General features: G+C 35.9%; 18 protein-coding genes, 3 pseudogenes and 1 other annotated feature. All 21 genes and pseudogenes read left to right on the top strand.

Annotated features, from left to right (window positions below; all coding sequences use genetic code 11):
• The first annotated feature begins 4 nt into the window (after window positions 1–4).
• The 21 genes and pseudogenes from pilM to rpmA all read left to right on the top strand — a co-directional run bounded on the left by pilM (window position 5) and on the right by rpmA (window position 20,611).
• Complete coding sequence (pilM, locus tag AB3U99_RS16540; protein ID WP_400242646.1) at window positions 5–988, top strand: type IV pilus biogenesis protein PilM; 984 nt, start codon at window positions 5–7, stop codon at window positions 986–988.
• On the top strand, window positions 989–1,618 hold the full coding sequence (locus tag AB3U99_RS16535) for a hypothetical protein (RefSeq protein WP_400242645.1): 630 nt from the start codon (window positions 989–991) through the stop codon (window positions 1,616–1,618).
• Complete coding sequence (locus AB3U99_RS16530; protein WP_400242644.1) at window positions 1,615–2,364, top strand: hypothetical protein; 750 nt, start codon at window positions 1,615–1,617, stop codon at window positions 2,362–2,364. The genes AB3U99_RS16535 and AB3U99_RS16530 overlap by 4 nt, the downstream gene beginning before the upstream one ends.
• Window positions 2,365–2,482: 118 nt before the next feature.
• A complete protein-coding gene (locus AB3U99_RS16525; RefSeq protein WP_400242643.1) occupies window positions 2,483–3,580 on the top strand; it encodes an SPOR domain-containing protein in 1,098 nt (365 codons plus the stop codon).
• Between the two features lie 335 nt (window positions 3,581–3,915).
• Window positions 3,916–5,276: pseudogene (locus AB3U99_RS16520) on the top strand (transposase).
• Between the two features lie 158 nt (window positions 5,277–5,434).
• Window positions 5,435–6,013 (top strand): Maf family protein, encoded by a 579-nt coding sequence (locus AB3U99_RS16515; RefSeq protein ID WP_400248104.1) that lies wholly within the window; start codon window positions 5,435–5,437, stop codon window positions 6,011–6,013.
• A 70-nt stretch (window positions 6,014–6,083) separates the two neighbouring features.
• Window positions 6,084–6,617: pseudogene (gene radC / locus AB3U99_RS16510) on the top strand (RadC family protein); the annotation flags it as partial.
• A 575-nt stretch (window positions 6,618–7,192) separates the two neighbouring features.
• Window positions 7,193–9,076, top strand: coding sequence for a reverse transcriptase domain-containing protein (locus tag AB3U99_RS16505; protein WP_400242642.1), 1,884 nt, complete (start codon window positions 7,193–7,195; stop codon window positions 9,074–9,076).
• Between the two features lie 79 nt (window positions 9,077–9,155).
• Window positions 9,156–9,260 (top strand): annotated as a pseudogene (locus tag AB3U99_RS16500) (JAB domain-containing protein); the annotation flags it as partial.
• 1,079 nt (window positions 9,261–10,339) lie between these two features.
• Window positions 10,340–10,894 carry an HNH endonuclease gene (locus AB3U99_RS16495; protein WP_400242641.1) on the top strand — a complete coding sequence of 185 codons (555 nt, stop codon included), beginning with the start codon at window positions 10,340–10,342 and terminating at the stop codon, window positions 10,892–10,894.
• A 334-nt stretch (window positions 10,895–11,228) separates the two neighbouring features.
• A complete protein-coding gene (locus AB3U99_RS16490; RefSeq protein WP_400242640.1) occupies window positions 11,229–12,251 on the top strand; it encodes a rod shape-determining protein in 1,023 nt (340 codons plus the stop codon).
• Window positions 12,252–12,272: 21 nt separating this feature from the next.
• A complete protein-coding gene (gene mreC, locus AB3U99_RS16485) occupies window positions 12,273–13,160 on the top strand; it encodes a rod shape-determining protein MreC (protein ID WP_400242639.1) in 888 nt (295 codons plus the stop codon).
• Window positions 13,157–13,672 carry a rod shape-determining protein MreD gene (gene mreD / locus AB3U99_RS16480; RefSeq protein WP_400242638.1) on the top strand — a complete coding sequence of 172 codons (516 nt, stop codon included), beginning with the start codon at window positions 13,157–13,159 and terminating at the stop codon, window positions 13,670–13,672. The genes mreC and mreD overlap by 4 nt, the downstream gene beginning before the upstream one ends.
• Before the next feature lie 753 nt (window positions 13,673–14,425).
• Window positions 14,426–15,103, top strand: a complete 678-nt coding sequence (minC, locus tag AB3U99_RS16475; RefSeq protein WP_400242637.1) for a septum site-determining protein MinC — start codon at window positions 14,426–14,428, stop codon at window positions 15,101–15,103.
• 1 nt (window position 15,104) lies between these two features.
• Window positions 15,105–15,908, top strand: coding sequence for a septum site-determining protein MinD (minD, locus tag AB3U99_RS16470; RefSeq protein WP_400242636.1), 804 nt, complete (start codon window positions 15,105–15,107; stop codon window positions 15,906–15,908).
• 331 nt (window positions 15,909–16,239) lie between these two features.
• Window positions 16,240–17,010, top strand: coding sequence for a peptidoglycan DD-metalloendopeptidase family protein (locus tag AB3U99_RS16465; RefSeq protein WP_400242635.1), 771 nt, complete (start codon window positions 16,240–16,242; stop codon window positions 17,008–17,010).
• Window positions 17,003–17,869 carry a M50 family metallopeptidase gene (locus tag AB3U99_RS16460; protein WP_400242634.1) on the top strand — a complete coding sequence of 289 codons (867 nt, stop codon included), beginning with the start codon at window positions 17,003–17,005 and terminating at the stop codon, window positions 17,867–17,869. Before AB3U99_RS16465 ends, AB3U99_RS16460 begins: the two co-directional genes overlap by 8 nt.
• A gap of 167 nt (window positions 17,870–18,036) precedes the next feature.
• On the top strand, window positions 18,037–19,473 hold the full coding sequence (locus AB3U99_RS16455; RefSeq protein WP_400242633.1) for an Rne/Rng family ribonuclease: 1,437 nt from the start codon (window positions 18,037–18,039) through the stop codon (window positions 19,471–19,473).
• A 79-nt stretch (window positions 19,474–19,552) separates the two neighbouring features.
• Window positions 19,553–19,634: a sequence feature (ribosomal protein L21 leader region), on the top strand.
• Window positions 19,635–19,649: 15 nt separating this feature from the next.
• Complete coding sequence (gene rplU / locus AB3U99_RS16450) at window positions 19,650–19,958, top strand: 50S ribosomal protein L21 (protein WP_016201698.1); 309 nt, start codon at window positions 19,650–19,652, stop codon at window positions 19,956–19,958.
• Between the two features lie 12 nt (window positions 19,959–19,970).
• Window positions 19,971–20,303, top strand: coding sequence for a ribosomal-processing cysteine protease Prp (locus AB3U99_RS16445; RefSeq protein ID WP_400242632.1), 333 nt, complete (start codon window positions 19,971–19,973; stop codon window positions 20,301–20,303).
• 17 nt (window positions 20,304–20,320) lie between these two features.
• On the top strand, window positions 20,321–20,611 hold the full coding sequence (gene rpmA / locus AB3U99_RS16440; protein WP_016201696.1) for a 50S ribosomal protein L27: 291 nt from the start codon (window positions 20,321–20,323) through the stop codon (window positions 20,609–20,611).
• The last annotated feature ends 329 nt before the right edge of the window (window positions 20,612–20,940 follow it).

The following is a 20,940-nucleotide window of genomic DNA, read 5'->3' as shown; positions in this document are numbered from 1 at the left end:
TCATATGGGGTTGTTTCGAAATAAAAGAACTGTCCAACTCATTTTTAATGATCATTCCATTCGATATATGGAGATGAAACAAATAAATCCTCCTCAACCAATCAAATGGGGGGAACGGGTTTTGCCAGAAGGCATCATTAGAAATGGTAAAGTGGTCAATAAAGACAGCTTACAGTTAATATTAGAAGAATGTGCGGAAACTTGGAAAATAAAGAAAAGGGAAATTCAAATGGTCGTTCCAGATGCGTTAATTATTATTCGGAAAATATCAATTCCTGCAGATATTAAAGAAGATGAATTAAATGAGTATTTATACTTAGAAATTGGCACATCAATCCATCTCCCATTCGAAGAGCCAGTCTTTGACACAGTCGTTTTAAAAGAAGAAGAAAAAAAAGAAGTTCTTTTAATTGCTGCACAAGCAGAATTAGTGCAGGAATATGTGGATGCTTTAACCGAAGCAAAGCTATATCCAGTTGCTGCAGATATTTCCTCGTTAGCAGCCTTCCGTATATATGAACGGCTCTATGCAGCTGCTGAAGAGGAGAGACTATTATTTGTACATATGGATTTAGAAAATGTGAATATTACTATTTTTGAGCATGGATATCCGATTTTTGCCCACTTCTTGCCGTTTACCTTTATACGCGAGGATTGGGAAATTCGAGTAAATCGATCACAGCATTCAGAGCTTTCCTTTCAAGGGGATATCAAGGAGCTCATGATTGAATATGATAATATTTTTCGAGAAGTAAACCGATTAATGGATTTTTATCGTTACTCTATTCACCAAGGAAGAGAACAATTGATGAAAATTATTTTGACGGGCGACCACCCAATGCTACCAACCATGAAAGAAGAATTATCTACTCGTTTTGAGCTGCCTATTATTATGCCAGAAGTAGATAGCCTATTAACTGGATTTAAGCGATCTTTGCCAAGTGCCTTTCACCTTGTTTTAGGATTAGCTTTAAAAGAGGTGAAATAGATGTTAGTAGATATCAATTTATTGCCAAAAAGAGAAAAAAGAAGTAATAAATCCATTTATATTCTTTCCATCTTTGCTGGTGCGGCACTCCTTTGTTTAATTGCAATGCTTTTCATTGGTCTTTCCATTCAGAAAAAGAATGATGATTTGGCAAAACAAGTAAATGTAATTAAGGAACAAGTGGAAACATCACAAACGATGCTGACTACCTATGAAAATTCAAATGCTGCTGGAGAATTAGAAAAAGCAGTCATTTGGGCGGAGGACTATCCTTTAAAAACCGTTCCAGTGATAAGAGAGTTAACTTCCTACCTACCTGAGAGGGGGTTTATTCTATCTTTTCTTTATAATGAAGATGGAACAATCCAACTGGAGGCACAATTTGATACTACTAGAGAAGCTGCCTATTATTTAAAGAGACTAATGGATTCAGCATGGATTACCGATGTTACACTCTCTAAACTATCGACAACGACTATTACTACTTCCGTTGATGAAGGAGCTCTTTCTACAGAGCAAGATGTACAAAGATACATTGGTTCTTTTCAAATCTTCTTAAATAAAGAAACGATTAAAGAGGAGGAGCAAATGGATCAGGAAGAAAAGGAACAAGGAGATTCTAATTCATGAACCTTGAGAGGAATAGATTGCTTACCATAATTAGTACGCTGATTATAATCTGTATATTAGCAGGAATGTATTTCTTTTATTTGCAGCCTAAAATTCTTGAAAACAATAAAAAAAATAATCAGATAGAGACAGAGCAACAGCTTCTATCCGCGATAGAAACAAATATTCAAGAGAAGAAAGAATCTGGAGAAAAAAATACATTCGAATTGCAAAAAAGCATTCCGATAAAGCCGTTAACAGACCAACTATTAATCGATATCGAAAAAGCAGAGCTGCTTTCGGAAACGACGATACAGAATATGGTATTTAGTAATGGTGAGGTAAAAGTTAATTCTGCAGATGATGTCGGGATATTACAAGAACAATTTGATAAAAGCACTAGCCTGGAAACGGAGGAAGAGACAAAAGAGGCGGAGGATCCGGATGAAACGGAGCTTCCTGCTATAGAAATGCCTTCTGGGATGAAGGAGATGACTGCTACACTTGAAATACAAGCACAGGATTACTTTGCCTTGGAAAAGTTTATATCCGAAATTGAGAATAGTGAACGGATTGTGTTAGTGAGGAATATTAATTTCTCTGGAGAAGAAGAAAAAACAACTATTTCAGATGAAGAAAATCAGTTATTAACATTCTATGTTACTTTTTCCGTCTTCTATATGCCAGATCTAGTAGATTTACAAGAAAGTTTACCTAAACTAGATGTTCCGTTACCTGGTAATAAAATAAATCCTTTTGCTAACTAATGGCGAATAATTAAATAATTTGACGAAATCATTCTATAACAAGACGACAAAAGTCTTGTTATTTTTTTTTGCTAATATGATAGGATAAACAAAATAAATGAAAATGGGGGTAGGACGAGTGAACGAAAAACCGGAGAATCGCAAAACGATAACGATTAAAATCAACGGAAAAGACCGTCCATTCCAAAATAAGGATACAGATGAAACAGTGGAGCGGAATCAACCTTCTGTTTTTCATAAAGACCAAAATAACGAAAAAAAAGAAAAAGGTGTATTTAGCGAGGAGTCTGCAGCTGGACAAGAAGCAGAGCTAGAAGAAAGCTTTGATTGGATTCTGCCTGAACCAGAGGAAATGCCAGCAAAAAATAAAGAGAAAAGCGTGTTTACCTTTCAATCACCATTAAATAAAAAGGACAAGCCAACATCCTTTTCAAAGAGTACCAAAACAAAAGAAGGAAAGAAAAAGAGTTTGCCAAAGGAAATAGTCGCTTCTATTTTCTTTGCCGTTTTTTTTGCCGTCATATTAGGAACTAGCTTTGGATTTATTTTATTAAACATGGTAAGTAGTGATCAGACCAGCACGACAAATGGGAATATAACGGCTTCAGCCAATAATCCTCCTAATACTGATGGACAAGCTTCTTCGGCTACTGAAATTGCCACAAAAGCAGATATCAGCACCTATGTCCTTCAAGCTAATGTTTTCTCTAATGAAGAGCGGGCTAAAAATGATCAAAAAAAATTAACAGATGCAGGGACCGTAAGTCAAATTATTCCTATAGAAGAACAACAGTTCCTTCTGTTAGGGGTTACGAGTAATTTAGAAGATGCGAAAGCTTGGCAGAAGCAAGTAGAAGGAACCTATGCAAAAGAGATGATTTTTAATGGTAAAAAAGTAGAGAATGTTTCTAAGGAAGAGAAAGCTGTTATTGAAGGATCGTCAGCTATTTATTATTCTATTCTTCAAATAGTTACAAGCGCTCAATTTGATAAATCAATTTCTGCGGATGATAGAAGTAAGTTAGAGGAGGAGCTCTCTATAGTGGAAGAGAAGAAGATCTCTACTATTACAAATGAAAAAATTCAAAACATGGCGACACACCTAGCGAAGGGTGGAGAGCTTGCGATGAAATTAACAACAAATAGTAGTCAAAAAGAAATAGAGGCAGTACAACAGCAATTGTTAGACTACTTAGCCAATTATGTCGTGATATGATTTTTAAATAGAATTTTTGTAGGGAGCGTAGAAGCGTTATAAACGAAGTGCTCCCCTTTTTTTCTCTTAAAAGACAGAGTACCCATTTGTCGTATATATATCTTAGAGAGCAATGTGAAAGTAAAATATGACAATTGTCTACATGCTTAATCCAGTTATTATTATATACTCAACTTTCGCATCGAGAAATGTGCGATAAGTTCAACCAGCAGTAGTTGCCGCTGTCATTCAAGTACTATTATTGACACATAAAAATGCATGAAAAAACACCTATCCGTTTGGTATAGTTGATTTGTCGAGAATCAAACATTCCATACAGAAGAGGTGTCCTCTATATGATAGCGAATCATGACCAAACGAAGCACTACCAAATGAAATAAAATCTACCTTTAAAGAACTAAACGTATTGAAACATCTTAGAAAAGCTGGAATTACCAAATCTTTTGGCTTTACCTGTGCTTATTTATTTCAGCTCATTTTCTGTTTGATCTTTGAAAACAAAAACTGGTTTCGAACACTTGAAAGTAAGAAATCAACCGATATTCCAGCTAAAGACGCAGTCTATCGTTTCTTAAACCGTTCCACTTATTCATGGAGAAGGTTCCTCCTGTTATTAAGCGCACATTCGATTGAAAAAGTAAGTAAGCTTACGAATCATGAGCGGATCAACGTGCTGATTGTGGATGATTCTTCTTATGATAAAAATCGAAGTAAATCGGTTGAACTTCTTGCGCGTTGTTTTGACCACGATTCTCAAAAAATGCGCTTTTACAAAGGGTTTCGTATGCTTACATTGGGTTGGTCTGACGGTACAACGTTTATGCCTGTAGACTTTTCTTTATTGAGCTCTAAAAACAGTATCATCAATGGAATGTCACAGAACATTGACAAGCGCAGTTCTGGATACAAGCGCCGTTTAGAAGCTTTACAAACGGCACCTGAACAAATTCCAACGATGATTGGGCGGGCATTAAACACTGGTATCCAAGCCCCTTATGTGCTGATGGACACTTGGTTTACTGATCAACCACTTATTAAAGAGATCAAAGATCAAGGTCTTGATGTCATTGGCATGGTGAAAAACTTAAAGTAACGTTATCTTATCCAAGGAAAGAAGTTCGATCTAAAAGAACTGTATCACTTAGCCACCCCTATCCAGGGTAAGAAAGGAATCCTTCGTTCGATCCATACCACACAAGCGAATGAGGTTCCTGTCAAAATTGTATTTGTCCGCAATCGTAATAAAAAGAGTGAATGGTTAGCGATTTTAAGTACGGATTGCAGCTTAAGTGAACAAGAAATCATTCGGATCTACGGAATTCGTTGGGACATTGAAGTCTTTTTCAAAACAACCAAATCATTATTAAAGCTACAAAAGGAGTTTCAAGGTCGTTCGTATGACTCCTTAATTTGTCGTACCACCATCGTCTTTACGAGATACATTATCCTCTCCTGGCAGAATCGTTGTAGCACAGACCAACGGACATTAGGTGGTCTATTTTATGATCTTTGCGAGGAGATTAATGATCTCGATTGGGCTGTCGCACTCGTGCAGTTACTCGAGCTTCTTCAAGATGTCCTAAAAGAAAGTAACAAAAGAATTCAGAAGTTCATTCAAAGTCAACTACAACACTGGATTGCAGGATTACCTAATTACATCAAGGTCTACCTGCCTATTTCAGTGTGCGAAAGTTGAGTTATATAGAAATAATTATATAAATATTTCTTCAAATTTCGGCATATTACATTTTATTTACTATTCGATAAAAAATTACGTTTCAAAATTGTGTATCCTGTCATTCTTTGATAGGATTAATTTGTATCTCTCAATTTGAAAAGTAGGTAGGTGTAATGATGTTAAAGCAACCCCTCATATTGGCCTCTTCTTCTCCTCGACGAAAAGAGCTCCTTGAAGAACTCCAAATACCAATTGTTATATCCAGTAGTAATGTAGATGAAAGCTTTGATTCTTCTCTTTCTCCTGAAGAAATCGTCATGTACTTAGCGAGAAAAAAAGTCGAAGCAATATATTCCAATGACAAAGAATCATTTATACTTGGTGCCGATACGGTAGTATGTCTAGATGGTGTCATACTAGGAAAGCCTCGCTCAAGAGAAGAAGCATTTCAAATGCTGAGTCAGCTTTCAGGGAAAACGCATTCTGTCTATACTGGTGTCGCTATTATGGCAAATGGAATATGCTCTACATTCTATGAAAAAACGGACGTGCTATTTTGGGAATTAACAGAAGAAGAAATACACGATTACTTAGACACCGGGGAACCATTTGATAAAGCAGGTGCGTATGGAATTCAAGGAGTAGGCAGAATACTAGTGAAAGAAATGAAAGGAGATTATTTCACTGTAGTTGGTCTTCCGATTTCTCGAACAGTACGCGAATTAAAAGCAAAAGGCTTCAGTATGCCTTATTAAATCAAAGGTCCCCTATTCTATTCTTCCCAAAATCGACTGATAAGGGAGGAACAAATAAAAAATGGATTCTATGTTATTAAGAGACTTTCCACATGATGAACGACCGAGAGAACGCTTTATCAAACAGGGACCAGAGAGCTTGGCAAATCATGAATTGATTGCTTTATTGATTCAAACAGGTTCCAAAAATGAATCTGTATTAACGTTAGCGAATAAGCTTTTAATCCATTTTGATGGACTCCGTTTACTGAAGGATGCAAGTCTTGATGAGTTAAAAGCAATAAAAGGGATTGGAACAGCAAAAGCTATACAGCTGATGGCAGCAATCGAGTTAGGTCGACGTGTTTCCAATCTAGAATTCACAGACAGATATTGTATTCGTTCACCAGAAGATGCTGCCAAATATATGATGAATGAAATGAGATTTTTATCTCAAGAACATTTTGTTTGCTTATATTTAAATACGAAGAATCAAGTAATGCATAAGCAAGTGGTTTTTATTGGAAGTTTAAATGCGAGTATTGTCCATCCCCGGGAAGTATATAAGGAAGCATTTAGAAGATCTGCAGCATCGATTATCTGTCTTCATAATCATCCATCTGGTGTGCGCCTGCAAGGTGCGTAATTTTAGTGATTTTCTATGAAATCTAGAATTCCTTACAATGTTCTATGGTCAGCATCTTACCTTGAGGGGAAATCCACAGAGGGAACAGAGCATGATGTGAAAAGGAGAAAAGACGACAAAGTTATCTAACGTCGAGTCAGTTCTTCAGACCAAGTGATGTACGGTAAAAGCTATACTGCTTGAATCCTAGACGAATGAGCGATGGGTGCGCCATTGTCTACGATAGTTAACAGGCAATGAGGACAAAATGGGAGACATATCGCCGGAGCGTCTGTTGGAAATTTCTGCTTTCCTGTCCATAGTAAGGTTTGTTCTTCAATCCTCAACTAGAGGAAACCGTCGAAAGGGATACCTAACCATCACGCATCTAAAATTATGTCATAATGCAGGGATTACCTACGTGCAAGTGCACGCACATGGCTATTAGACATAGGTCTATGAATATTGCATATGGTAACGGAGTCTCCATACTACTCAACGTTTGCTTGTAATGAGTTTAGCAGGGGGAAGGGAGACAGGTTGATGTTAACGTTAACTAGAAAGGAGTCATGAATATGGCAACCAATCCATTTCGACAGTTAGACGTTATAAGAAGTGCTTCTCAAAAAGTAAACATCATTACGGATTGTTACCGTCTTATGTATAACAAAGAGTTGTGGATTAAAGCCTATGCAACACTATATCCGAATGCAGGGAATCTAACAAAGGGAACGTCTAATGAAACAATAGATGGTTTCAGTTTACAAAAAATAGATGACATCATCGAACAATTAAATGCTGGAACATTTCGCTTTGCACCTGTAAGAAGGGTTTATATCCCAAAATCCAATGGAAAAAAGAGACCACTTGGAGTTCCTAATTTCAAAGATAAGTTAGTACAGGAAGTTATGAGAATGATATTGGAGAATGTTTATGAGCCGAGATTCTCTGAAAACTCACATGGTTTTAGAGAAGGTAGAAGTTGTCATACAGCACTTTCTCAAATTAAAAACACATGGAAAGGACTAACATGGTGTATTGAAGGAGATATTAAGGGCTTCTTTGACCATATTGACAATAATGTACTATTAAAACTTATCTCCAAGAAAATAAATGATCACCGTTTCTTACTTTTGATTCATAATGCACTGACTAGTGGAGTTATGGAAAACTGGACGTATCATAAAACGTACAGTGGTACACCACAAGGCGGCATCATTTCTCCTATCTTAGCGAACATCTACCTTCATGAGTTTGACCTGTTTATGGAAAAACAAATGAAGGCATTTGATAAAGGCAAGGTTAGAAGAAGAAATGAGAAATACATCAAGCTTCGGTCAAAAATCAGCACGCTATCACGAAAGATTAAAAGACTTGATGAAAGAAATGGGCATAGTGATTGGGAAGGTAGGGAGGAGTTAGTCCTCCATATTCAGGAACTTAAAGTGAAACAAATAGAAGTTCCCTCTATAGACCCAATAGACAAAAACTATCAAAGAATGAAATATGTCCGATATGCCGACGACTTTGTGGTTGGAATTGCTGGGTCAAAACAGAGTGCTATGAAAATGAAGGAAACGATTAAGTATTTTCTTGAAAAGGAACTTCATCTTGAACTCAGTGACGAAAAAACACTTGTTACCCATCTAGAAAATCCAGTTCACTTTCTTGGATATCAATTTCACAGATGGAACGAGATTAAGGTTAAACCAGTCACGTATAAAAACCAAAAACATCCATTGAAAAAGAGAACTCTATCAGGTGCGATAAAGTTAGAGATTCCTAATAAGAAAATCAAAGAATTTGCAATTAAAAACGGATATGGTAATTTAGACAACTTTAAAATTACACACAGAGCAAAACTAATAAACAATTCGGAAATGGAAATTCTCCACACTTATAACGCTGAATTGCGAGGAATCGCAAATTACTACAAGTTAGCTAATAATTATCATCATTTAGATAAATTATTTTATTTAGCTGAAAGTAGTTTCATTAAAACAATCGCTAATAAACGAAGAAGTACATCTATGAAGGTTGCTTCTAGCATGCGAACCCATAAACAGGGCGTTTTATCCCTTTTTAGAAAAGACAAGCATGGTAATGAACAACTTCATCAGTTCGTAAAGTTGAAAGACCTACCAAAGCATAAAGGTGCAATCAAAGCGGATCTACCTGATATGGATATATTGGTTAATACATTGAAATATTCGGGAAGAACGGAATTTGAACAACGTCTATTAGCAAATAAATGTGAAGCGTGTGGTGCAACAGAAGGTCAGATGGAGGTCCATCACATAAGAAAGTTAAAGGACTTGAAAAAGAAACCAAACTTAAAATATCTGGACAAGATCATGATTGAACGGAATCGAAAAACCATTGTCCTATGCTACAAGTGCCATCATGACCACCATGAGAAGCAAATTCCGATTAGTCAACTGGCGAGCCGTATACGCTGAAAGGTGTACGTACGGTTCTGAGGGGGGGACTGTGAAACCTACTTTGGTGACAAAGTAAGGCGCATGCTCTCTACCCTACGATCCTTCGCCAAGCAGAGAAGATATTGAAGTTACAAAAAGGTTAGTCGAATGCGGGAAAATTATTGGAATTGATTTGCTAGATCATAGTGTGCGTTGTTCCTAGACAATCTGTATAGAAATATGCAATAAAACTAGGCAAAGACTATATATCTTTGAACTTTACACTTAAGTAGGTTGGTGAAATTCCAACTCATCGTTAAATGTTGGTAACGGTGCTCTGAAACTCCGACATGCATGGATGGTTAACTACTTTCATGTATGAAGCTCGGTAAAGGCGTTGAAAAACAGACCTGCGAAGTGGTTAGTGAAGTAAGCGGGAGGCTATAAAACTGTCATGCTGACTCGCCAGGAATCCTCGTACGTACGGCTCGTAAAGGTAGAGGGAAATAAAATGAAGTTTCTCGCTTCTGTAAAAGAAGTTTAATCGTGGGTTTTGTATTTGTGGTTGCAAAATCTGTACTACTCCTATAAAGGACTAGTGTCTTGCGTCCTACCAACAGTGGACAAAAAGATGATTAACGGGTCAAAGAGGACAGCTAAAACAGTCATGAAAAGCTAAAGTGTAAGGAACAGCGGAACCACAGAAGGTGATGGTAAGAGGAGTTAACCTCAAAGCATCTAAATTGGAGGAAATGACAATTGAATCTGTGGGGCAGCAGCCCGTAGTAGTATAGAAGTTTCTGTAATGGAAATGGAGTGAAGGGGCATAGTCAGTTTGATTATTTAGTTAAATCAACTTGTTAGGGAAGCCGTTTGAGCAAACCTGATTAAAACCTTGCATCCTCCCAAAGAGGGAAACGCAATGGAACAAAAATCTAACTATCTAAAATCAGAACAAGAATTAAGAGATAAACAGATATAAGAAGGCGACCAATAAAATTTCTCGGCTTTGAAATCAAGGCAATTAAAGGGAAAGCGAAGAATAAGCATATACTTGTCAGTAAACCAAATCAACAACGATTAGAAGAAAAAGTAAAAGAGATTCATAAAACGATTAAGAAAATCAAAGGTGCAACAAAGAAAGACGATTTGATTCACTGGATTAATCTCATCAACTCTAAAATTAGAGGGCTGATTCAATATTATGAATGTACAACAAAAGTAAATGTGTCCTTGCGTAAATATGCGGATAAACTTCATTATGCGGCATACCTTAAACTGCGGAAACACGGAGGATATAAGTTGCCTGCAAAACAAGTGGACAATCTACGGTCAGTGCATGAAAAATATAATACAAAAATACCAGTAGCTGAATATAATGGGCTGAAAATTGGTGTAACAAGATTGGATTTCTGTACTTGGCAAAAAGCCAAGAACAAAAGCCCAAGTGAAACACCATACACAGATTTGGGACGACAAATATATATGAAGCGAACTGGTAAAAAGCCTTTAAAAGCTAGAGCAGACGAACTTCTTAGTTTGAATTGGTCCAAGATAATAAAAATCGGTCATAAAGAAAAGCTATACAACTTTGAATATTTTATGAATCGCGCATACGCTTTTAATCGTGATAAGGGAAAATGCCGGGTATGTAAAGAGGTGTTACAAGGGGATGATATTCACATACATCATATCAACCCTAGACTACCACTTGTAGAAGTAAATCGCGTTCCTAATCTTGCTTCCATGCATGAAAAATGTCATCAAATGATTCATAGCTCGAAAGATTATTCAATGGTCGGAAAGAAAACATGGGAAAAGGTTCTGGGTTTTAGAGAAAAGTTGAGCTTAATTTAAATAGTTAGGTTGATGGAACGCCGTATGAGGTGAAAGTCTCACGTACGGTGTGAAGTGGGGGAAAAGAACTCCTAACGAGTAATGTCGAGGTTGTTTCTTACCTATCACTATTCATAATTGGGGAAAATAAATTTATCAGCTTAAAAGAAAAAGGCTATGTATGATACTGTTCTTTTTTGTAGATATAAGCTATAATATTATTTATGATTTTTTTGCTATTTATGTCTAATCATGACAAAATATAGATAAGTAACAATTTAGAAGATAATTACAAAGAGGAGAATATCTACCTACTTTATAATATTGCATTAGTTTCAGAAAGGGAGATACATTTATGCTAGGTTTTGGAACAAGAGATCTTGGAATTGATTTAGGAACAGCGAACACGCTAGTTTATGTAAAAGGAAAAGGAATTGTAGTAAGAGAGCCTTCTGTAGTTGCACTACAAACAGATACAAAGAGTATTGTAGCAGTTGGTAATGATGCGAAGAATATGATTGGTAGAACGCCAGGGAATGTTGTTGCATTACGTCCTATGAAAGATGGAGTAATTGCTGATTATGAAACAACTGCAACAATGATGAAATATTATATTAAGCAAGCAATTAAAAATAAGGGCTATTTCTCAGGCAAGCCTTATGTTATGGTTTGTGTACCCTCAGGAATTACAGCAGTTGAAGAGAGAGCTGTAATCGATGCAACACGCCAAGCTGGTGCAAGAGATGCATATACAATTGAAGAGCCATTTGCTGCTGCAATTGGGGCGAACCTTCCAGTATGGGAGCCAACAGGAAGCATGGTAGTTGATATTGGTGGTGGTACAACAGAAGTAGCCATTATTTCTCTTGGTGGTATTGTTACTAGTCAATCGATTCGAATTGCTGGTGATGAAATGGATGATGCAATCGTTAATTATATTCGTAAAACGTATAATTTAATGATTGGGGAAAGAACTTCAGAAAGTATTAAAATGGAAATCGGGAGTGCTGGAAATCTAGATCAAATTGAAAATATGGATATTCGTGGGAGAGATTTATTAACTGGACTTCCAAAAACGATCAAAATAACTGCAGATGAAATTGCAAAAGCATTAAAAGATACAGTAGCTGCTATTGTAGATGCAGTAAAAGTAACACTAGAAAAAACACCACCAGAATTAGCAGCTGATATTATGGATCGCGGAATTGTTCTAACAGGTGGTGGTGCATTGCTTCGGAATCTTGATAAAATTATCAGTGATGAAACAAAAATGCCTGTTGTAATAGCAGAGGATCCTTTAGATTGTGTTGCTATCGGAACTGGTAAAGCTTTAGATCATATTCATTTATTCAAAAATAAAGCAAAAGATTCACGATAATTTTACACGAGGTGTATAAGCATGCCACAGTTTTTTATGAATAAACGCCTGATTATTTTGCTTGTTAGCATCATTATTCTCGTGGCATTAATAGGGTTTTCTTTAAGTGACCGAAATAAATTAACCTGGCCGGAGCAATTCGTAAAAGATACAACCGGCTGGGTTCAAACCCTTGTTTCCAGACCTGCCCATTTTGTGGTGGGTTTTGTTGATAATGTCAAATCTTTACAGGATACATATGAAGAGAATAAGGAATTAAAGGCGAAGCTAGAGGAAAATGCTCAGCTTAAATACCAGGTTCAAGGTCTCAAAAAAGATGTCCAAGCATTGCAAGAAACATTAGAAGAAAAAGAATCCTTAAGCGATTATACGCTAATGAAAGCAACGGTAATTCGCAGAAATCCCTCCCAATGGACGGAGTTAGTTACCATTAATAGAGGAGAAAATGATGGCGTTGAGAAAAATATGGCTGTTATTACTGCTGCTGGATTAATAGGGAAAATAAAATCAGTCGCTCCAAATACAGCTACTGTGCAACTATTGAGCTCTGAAGATCCAGCTAATCGAATCTCCGCCTTTATTCAGCCGAAAGATGAGGAAAAGAATAAAGATAAAACCGAAGTTTTCGGCATTATTGCCGATTATGATAAAGAAACGAAGCAATTGATTATGACTTGGGAAGAAGTCCCGAATGGTTTGAAAGTGGAAAAAGGACAGCTTGTTACGACATCAGGAATGGGCGGCGTCTTTCCAAAAGACTTAGCAATTGGAACGGTAGAAAAAGTAGAGCCGGATGAAAATGGTCTGCAGAAGAAAGTATTTATCAATCCAGCAGCGGATTTCTATGATATTGAACATGTAATGGTAGTAGATAGGGCAGCTTTATCCCCTGAAGAGGATGAACAATGAGAAAAGTTTTAATTGGCTGCTTAATCTCATTTATGTTTATTTTAGAAAGTGTTTTTCTGGAATTATTACCAACAGACCCTTTTGGAAGAAATTGGATTTTTGTTCCGTATTTTCTGCTAATTACCATTCTTTTCTTTTCAATTTATGGAAATAGAAATGTTGGCGTAATCTATGGCTTTGTTTTTGGATTGCTTTTTGATATTGTCTATACAGAAATTTTAGGTATCTATTTTTTTGCTTTCCCTTTTATCATCTATATTTTTAATAAATTAATGAAAATTTTTCATAGTAATATTGTGGTTGTTTCCGTAATGTGTTTGCTTGCTGTTTCGGCGCTGGAAATGATTGTTTATCAAGTGATAAAAGTTATAAACCTTACAACGATAGATTTTGCGAGCTTCCTTCATTTAAGACTTTTTCCCTCTCTTGGGCTGAATCTTATTTTTATCGTAATTGTCGCATATCCATATAAACGTTTATTCGAGAAGTATGCAGCTGAGTTAAAAGAATGATATAGTTAGAATGGAAATAAATTTCAGGTTGGACATTCCGTTGTTTCGATCTGAAATTTATTTGATTGGAGAACTGTCTTCCGTTCAATAGTTAAGAAAGGATAGGTTTTCTGCAGTCTATTCAGTGTCTAGCGATGCAGCCTACCCTTAGGTGATTTTTTTTTCTAAGTCGTTAAGTCAACAAAAGCTACCGCTTTTCGTGTTTCCTTAATCGCAGTCGCGACAAGGCGCTATCGCATTTCTTATTTTTGAGAAATATATTTTGCTTGAAAAGGAATTTTAAAAACGTTTGTCGAATGATATTAAATAGGAATTAGAAACCATTGAATAGAGGTCTAAAGTCTTTAACATTTAATTTCGTGTGTTGATTAAGATAAGACGCTTGTTAAAAAAGGGAAAGAAGAAGTGAGAAAATATTTTTGCATGTAAAAAACGCATTTATGAAAAGAGTAAATGCTCTAGCTAAAGTGTCAACCATCTATCAAATGAAAATGTTAGATTGAATAGTGAGCGCAATATTTGTTCAGGTTCGATAACACTACATTATTTGATTAGGATGATTGCGCTTTTTTATGCAAAGTGAGATTTATAAGTATAAACGATATCGAGCATTTGCGTCTATTTGCCTAGTGTGGTTAAAACTATATCCTGTTTGAATAACAGCATAAACATAAACAGAAGTATTTATGTATTTAGTGGGTACGGGATGAAAGGGGACGCTTACGCTTTTCTTACAGAGGTGAACAACTTTAAATGAAAAAAAGGCAGCTAGTAACAATTAAAGGAACGAAGAATGGACTGGGTCTACATCTGAATGATAATTGTTCTTATGAAGAGTTATTAAGAGAACTCCAGTTTAAATTAAATGAGAGCTCCAGTCTGCATAATGAAAAACGAGATATAAAAGTGACAGTAGAGCTTGGAAATAGATATGTAACAGAAGAACAAAAGGAAGAGATTGTTCATTTAATTCAGGAAAAACAAAATCTATCCGTTCAATCCATTAATAGTAATTTAGTAACAAAGAAAGAAGCGGAAAATTGGCTAAGACAAAATGAAGTGAAATCGATTACCAGTATTGTGCGCTCAGGACAAATTCTAGAAGTTCCTGGTGATTTATTGCTAATCGGAGATGTAAATCCAGGTGGGAAAGTTATAGCCGGGGGCAATATCTATATTATGGGTCAGTTGAAAGGCATAGCTCATGCTGGATATAATGGAAATGATGATGCGGTTATTGCGGCATCTATTATGAAACCGACACAAATTCGGATTAGCCATTTTATCGAGAAAGAGGTAAAGAATTTGTCCTCTGAAAATACGAGAGAAATGGAATGTGCATATGTGAATGACAGTGTAATTAAGATAGATAGATTACAAGTATTACCACATTTAAGACCGAATTTGGTTAAATTGGAAGGAGGATATTAAGATGGGAGAGGCAATTGTTATAACATCAGGTAAAGGTGGAGTTGGAAAAACGACCACTTCTGCAAACATTGGAACAGCACTTGCGTTACAAGGAAAAAAAGTCTGTTTAGTAGATACAGATATTGGCTTACGAAATCTTGATGTCGTAATGGGGCTAGAAAATCGTATTATTTATGATTTAGTAGACGTGGTAGAGGAACGATGTAAAATTCATCAAGCGCTTGTTAAAGATAAAAGATTTGATGATCTGTTATATTTACTACCTGCCGCACAAACGAGTGATAAAACAGCTGTTCGACCAAACCAAATGAGAGAGTTAGTTCTCCGCTTAAAGCAAGATTATGATTATGTCATTATTGATTGTCCGGCAGGAATTGAACAAGGTTATCAAAATGCTGTGGCTGGTGCGGATAAAGCCATCGTAGTTACTACTCCTGAAGTATCTTCTGTAAGAGATGCAGATAGAGTAATTGGTTTACTAGAAAAAGAAGATCAAATGGAACCACCAATGCTTGTTATAAATAGAATTAGAAATCATATGGTGAAAAATGGGGACATGCTGGATATTGATGAAGTAACAAGTCATCTTTCTATTGATTTATTAGGGATCGTTGCAGATGATGATGATGTCATTAGAGCTTCTAACAATGGAGAGCCGATTGCTTTAAACCCAAATAGTAAGTCTGCAATTGCTTATCGGAATATCGCTAGAAGAATTTTAGGTGAAACGGTTCCGTTGCAACACTTGGAAGAAGAATCAAAAGGTGTCTTTGCTAAGATTAAGACATTCTTTGGCGCTAGATAGAATAGTAGGTGCAGCGATTTTTTTGCTATACGTACATAAAATAGGACGTATAAGAAGAGAGCTCCTCGATTTTAATTAATGAAGTAAGATTTAAATCATATAGATTTTAGACTCTATGCTCTGTTTTTGAATGTGCCTTGTAAAGCAATAGATTGGTTCGAAAGAATCATTCTATTGCTTTACAGGGCTTTTTGAATTATTCCTGTTTACTAAAGATGAATGACTCCAAGTCTTTTCGTTTATGCATTCACCCTGAATTAAAGGCATACTTTGTTTAATCCTTACATAAATATAGGATTAAAAGGACAAGTAGGTTAGGGGAGAGGAGTAAATGGGGTCAAGAAACGATGATGTTAGAAAAAAAATAGAAAAAAGAAGAAAAGAACGGGCGAGGATAGAAAAAAATATTGATAGTAGAGTGCTATGGTCAGATGAAGAGGAGAGTCATGACTATCGTTTTACAAACAAAGAGGAAAATTATCCAACAAAGGTTCACCCCTTATTTCGGAAAGATTTATTTATGTTAAAAATCTTAGGGGCAGCCATTCTTTTTCTTGCTGTTGCAATCATTGTAGACCACCCATCCGCAAAACTTGCGAAAGTAGAGAATTCGCTTAGACAGGTGATGTCGCAGGAATTTAATTTTATGGTTGTTACAGATTGGTATGAAGATAAATTTGGAAAACCATTAGCGTTTCTACCAGAGCAGAAAGAACAAGTGCAAGATACAGAGCAATTACAGCAATATGCCTTATCTGCATCCGGTAAAGTATTAGAGGAATTTCAAAAAAACGGGCAAAGAATTGCAATAGAAACAGGAACTGATACAACTGTGCAATCTTTTAATGAGGGACAAATAACCTTTATAGGAGAGAAAGAAGGCTTTGGGAAAACAGTTGTCATTAAGCATAGTGACCAAAGCGAATCATGGTATGGAAACTTAGAAGAAGTGGATGTAAAGTTATACGAAAATATTAAAAAAGGAACAAAAGTAGGAAGTGCCTCAAGGTATGAAGGAGATGAAGAACTCGGTTTATTCTTTTTTGCAATAAAGAAAAATGATGATTTTATCGATCCTTTACAGGTGATAGAAATTGAATAGGTTCCTTGGTGTTTTTAAGTGCCTACATATTCATCCACTATTATGGGTTGTCATTGCTATCGGGGTAATGACTGCCCATTTTTATGAATTATGTTTATTGTTTATGATCATCCTTATTCATGAATTAGGTCATGCATTTGCTGCTGCTTTTTTTTCGTGGAGAATAAAGAAAATATCTTTATTGCCATTCGGGGGAGTGGCGGAAATGGATGAACATGGAAATCGTCCGTTGCTAGAGGAGGCAATTGTCATTATTTCTGGACCCATACAGCATATTTGGCTAGTAGGGCTGGGCTTTCTTTTATGGCAAGGAGAGATTTTTACTGATTCCTTATATCAATCATTCATCCAATATAATATCATGATATTTTTCTTTAATTTACTTCCAATCTGGCCGCTGGACGGTGGTAAGCTATTGTTTCTTTTATTTTCCTTAAAAAAGTCCTTTCCCAAGTCTCATAAATTCACGCTATATTTTTCTATTTTCGGGGTTTCTATATTTCTATTAACTGTCATAATCAAGATGCCAACAAATTTAAATGCATGGATTATCATAAGTTTCTTACTTTTTTCTATTTTTTATGAATGGAAACAAAGAAGATTTTTATTTATGCGATTTTTACTCGAACGGTATTATGGAAAAACAAATGAATTTCGAAAATTACTTCCGTTAGAAGTACAGGAAGAGGATCATCTATTGGCCGTTTTAGAACGATTTCACCGAGGCTGCAAGCATCCGATTATTGTGAAGGCAAAGAGCGGAGACAATACGATGCTAGATGAAAATGAGCTATTATACGTCTATTTTAAAGAAAAGAATGTGACTGCGAAGATAAAGGATGTAATGGCTGTTTTATAGGTATACATAAAAAAGGCTGTTTGTAGATATTTCTGTTTTGATAACTGTGTTTAGATAAACTTAGATTTGAGCTGAAAGGAAGTTAGCATTATAAATATATCCTAAAGTTTACTAAAATATTTCATCTAAGCTAAAATAATAAGATAACCATAAAAAGAGGATGTATGATGTTGAACCAAGTAATCGTTAATATGAAAACAAGAGAAAATAGATTTGCTTATCTAATAAATGGAAAGGTAGAGAAAATCTATGTCCAGCAGCCACAATATAAAACGACCGTTGGAAATATTTATTTAGGACAAGTGACAAAGGTTATTGCAGGGATGAATGCAGCATTTGTTGAAATTGGAGAAGGAAAAGGTGCGTATTTACCGAGAGAAAAAATGGTTTCCTTTGTTCGGGATGAGGGAACTTTAGAAGAGAAAAAAAAGAAGAGTGTATCCTCTTACATAAAACAAGGGGAACGGGTGCTAGTTCAAGTCATAAAAGATGCTGCGGGACCCAAAGGAGCAAAAATAACGGGCATTATCGAGATATCTGGTGATAACCTAGTGTATATGCCTTATGGCAGATATGTTGCAGTATCTAAAAAAATAATTTCGATTGCTGCTCAAAAAAATTTGAGAAGCTTTGGAGATCACATAAAGTCAGAGAAGGAAGGGCTGATTTTTCGCACTTCAGCAGCGAATTGTTCCGAAGCGGACTTAATAGATGAACTGAAAATATTACGTCAGCAATACAGCGACTTGAAAAAGATGGCTATGCAAAAGAAGGTTATGCTTTTACAGGAGAATAATGAATTTAACAAACAGTTGTTCTATCTTTTTAAACAAATGAAAGAGGGAGAAGTGATTGTCGATAGGTTAGAAGAGCGGAAGCAATGGCAAGAGCTGTTTCCACATTTAATGTTTTCCTTCCATCAAGGAAATGAAGCCCTTTTCTCTCATTATCAGCTGGAAACGGAAATAGAGAAAGCTTTAAAAAGAATTGTTTGGCTAAGCAATGGTGCGTATTTGATTATTGATCAGGCAGAAGCAGCTACGATTATAGATGTAAATACAGGGAAATATGAAGGAAAGCAACAGCTAGAGCAAACAGTTTTTCAAACAAATATACTTGCGGCAAAAGAAGTAGCAAGACAAATTGTACTAAGAGATATTTCTGGGATTATTTTAATTGATTTTATTGATATGAAAGTAGCGGAAGAGAAGCAGATTATTGATATTATGCTTATGGAATTAAAAAGGGATAATAGACAATCAAAAGTAGTAGGATTTACAGAGCTTGGGATATTACAATTAACGCGGAAAAAAACGATGAAATCTTTATCTGAAACGATTCATAGTAAGTGTATGATTTGTGAAGGTACAGGGGTTGTAAAGAGTGCAGAAAGTATTGCTTTTCAACTAGAAAGAGAGCTCTGGGAATATCGAAATAAGGATATTGCGCTTGTGAAGATACAAGCAACGGAAGAAGTGACTAAGATATTTATTGGTGAAGGAAATATTCATAAAAAACGGCTAGAAGAAGTATTAGGTTTTTCGATTAAGGTAGAAGTAGCTTCATTTCCAAAGCCAGACTATTTTATCCGAATGGTTAAATGAATACTCAACAGGTATTAATTAGAATATGATTGACAGTATCTTTTAAACATGTTAGTATTTTAATGTTGTTTGTAGCACCCGTGCTCTACAACCGCGCATAGCAGGTAATTAAGCTTTTGCTTTTTGCGAAACGCCTGTCATTGGCGAGTCTTAGTCTATTAAGGAGGTGCAGTTTAATGTACGCAATTATTGAAACAGGCGGAAAACAAATCAAAGTTGAAGAAGGTCAAGCTATCTACATCGAGAAATTAAATGGTGAAGCTGGTGACACGGTTACTTTTGATAAAGTTCTTTTCGTTGGCGGAGAAAATGTAAAAGTAGGAAGCCCAGTTGTTGAAGGAGCTACTGTTACAGCTAAAGTTGAAAAACAAGGCCGTCAAAAGAAAATCATCGTTTTCAAATACAAAGCGAAGAAAAATTATCATAAAAAGCAAGGTCATCGTCAACCTTACACTAAAGTTGTTATCGAAAAGATTAACGCTTAAGGTTGAATTTGTATGATTGAAGTAACGATTGACAAATCAAACGATGGTCTCATTCATTCGTTTACAATTAGCGGTCATGCCCTTTTTGCAAATAGTGGGAATGATATAGTATGTGCAGGAGTATCGGCTGTTTCATTTGGAAGCATTAATGCCGTTATTTCACTTACTGGCATTACGCCTATTATTAAGCAAGGAAAAGATGGAGGTTTTATTTCTTGTACAATTCCAGAAAATATTTCGGAAGAAACAAGAGAAAAAATACAACTTCTTTTAGAAGGAATGGTTGTTTCATTACAAACAATTGAAAGAGACTATGGAAAATACGTAACTATCACTTATAATTAAATAGGAGGTGGAACGAAATGTTAAGATTAGATCTTCAGTTTTTTGCATCTAAAAAAGGGGTAGGTTCTACTAAAAACGGACGTGACTCCATTTCTAAACGTTTAGGAGCTAAACGTGCAGATGGTCAATTAGTAACTGGTGGAAGCATTCTTTACCGTCAACGCGGTACAAAAATCTATCCAGGAGTAAACGTTGGTCGTGGTGGCGATGATACACTATTCGCAAAAGTTGACGGAATCGTTAAGTTTGAGCGTCTTGGTCGTGATCGCAAACAAGTTAGTGTATACCCAGTAGCACAAGAAGCATAAGTTAATGATTAGTTAGGCTGGCTCGTATAGGGTCAGCCTATCTGTTTGTTAAGGGATAGAATTCTTGATCAAGAATGGATGTTGATACAAGATAAGTTGTGGATGATTTCAACACTTAGACAAAAAGTATGAGGGGATTTTTGTCTAAGTGTTGAAAAATAGAGAGGAATCACTTGCTTTTTCGTATGCTAACAAAGGATAAAGTTTGGCTCTTATGTATAGTTTGTTGTTACCACAGCCTTAATACACTTCGTTTTCAACATATCTTTATCAAATCAATCCTAAATAGTTCCCTGTATAATAAATGTTTAGTGCTTTTATGGAAGTTG

It is taken from the genome of Niallia tiangongensis (assembly GCF_044704065.1).
In the GTDB taxonomy this organism is placed as follows: Bacteria; Bacillota; Bacilli; order Bacillales; family Cytobacillaceae; genus Niallia; species Niallia tiangongensis.
Note: the sequence above shows the minus strand (reverse complement) of the source record. Positions and strands in the feature narration are given on the sequence as shown.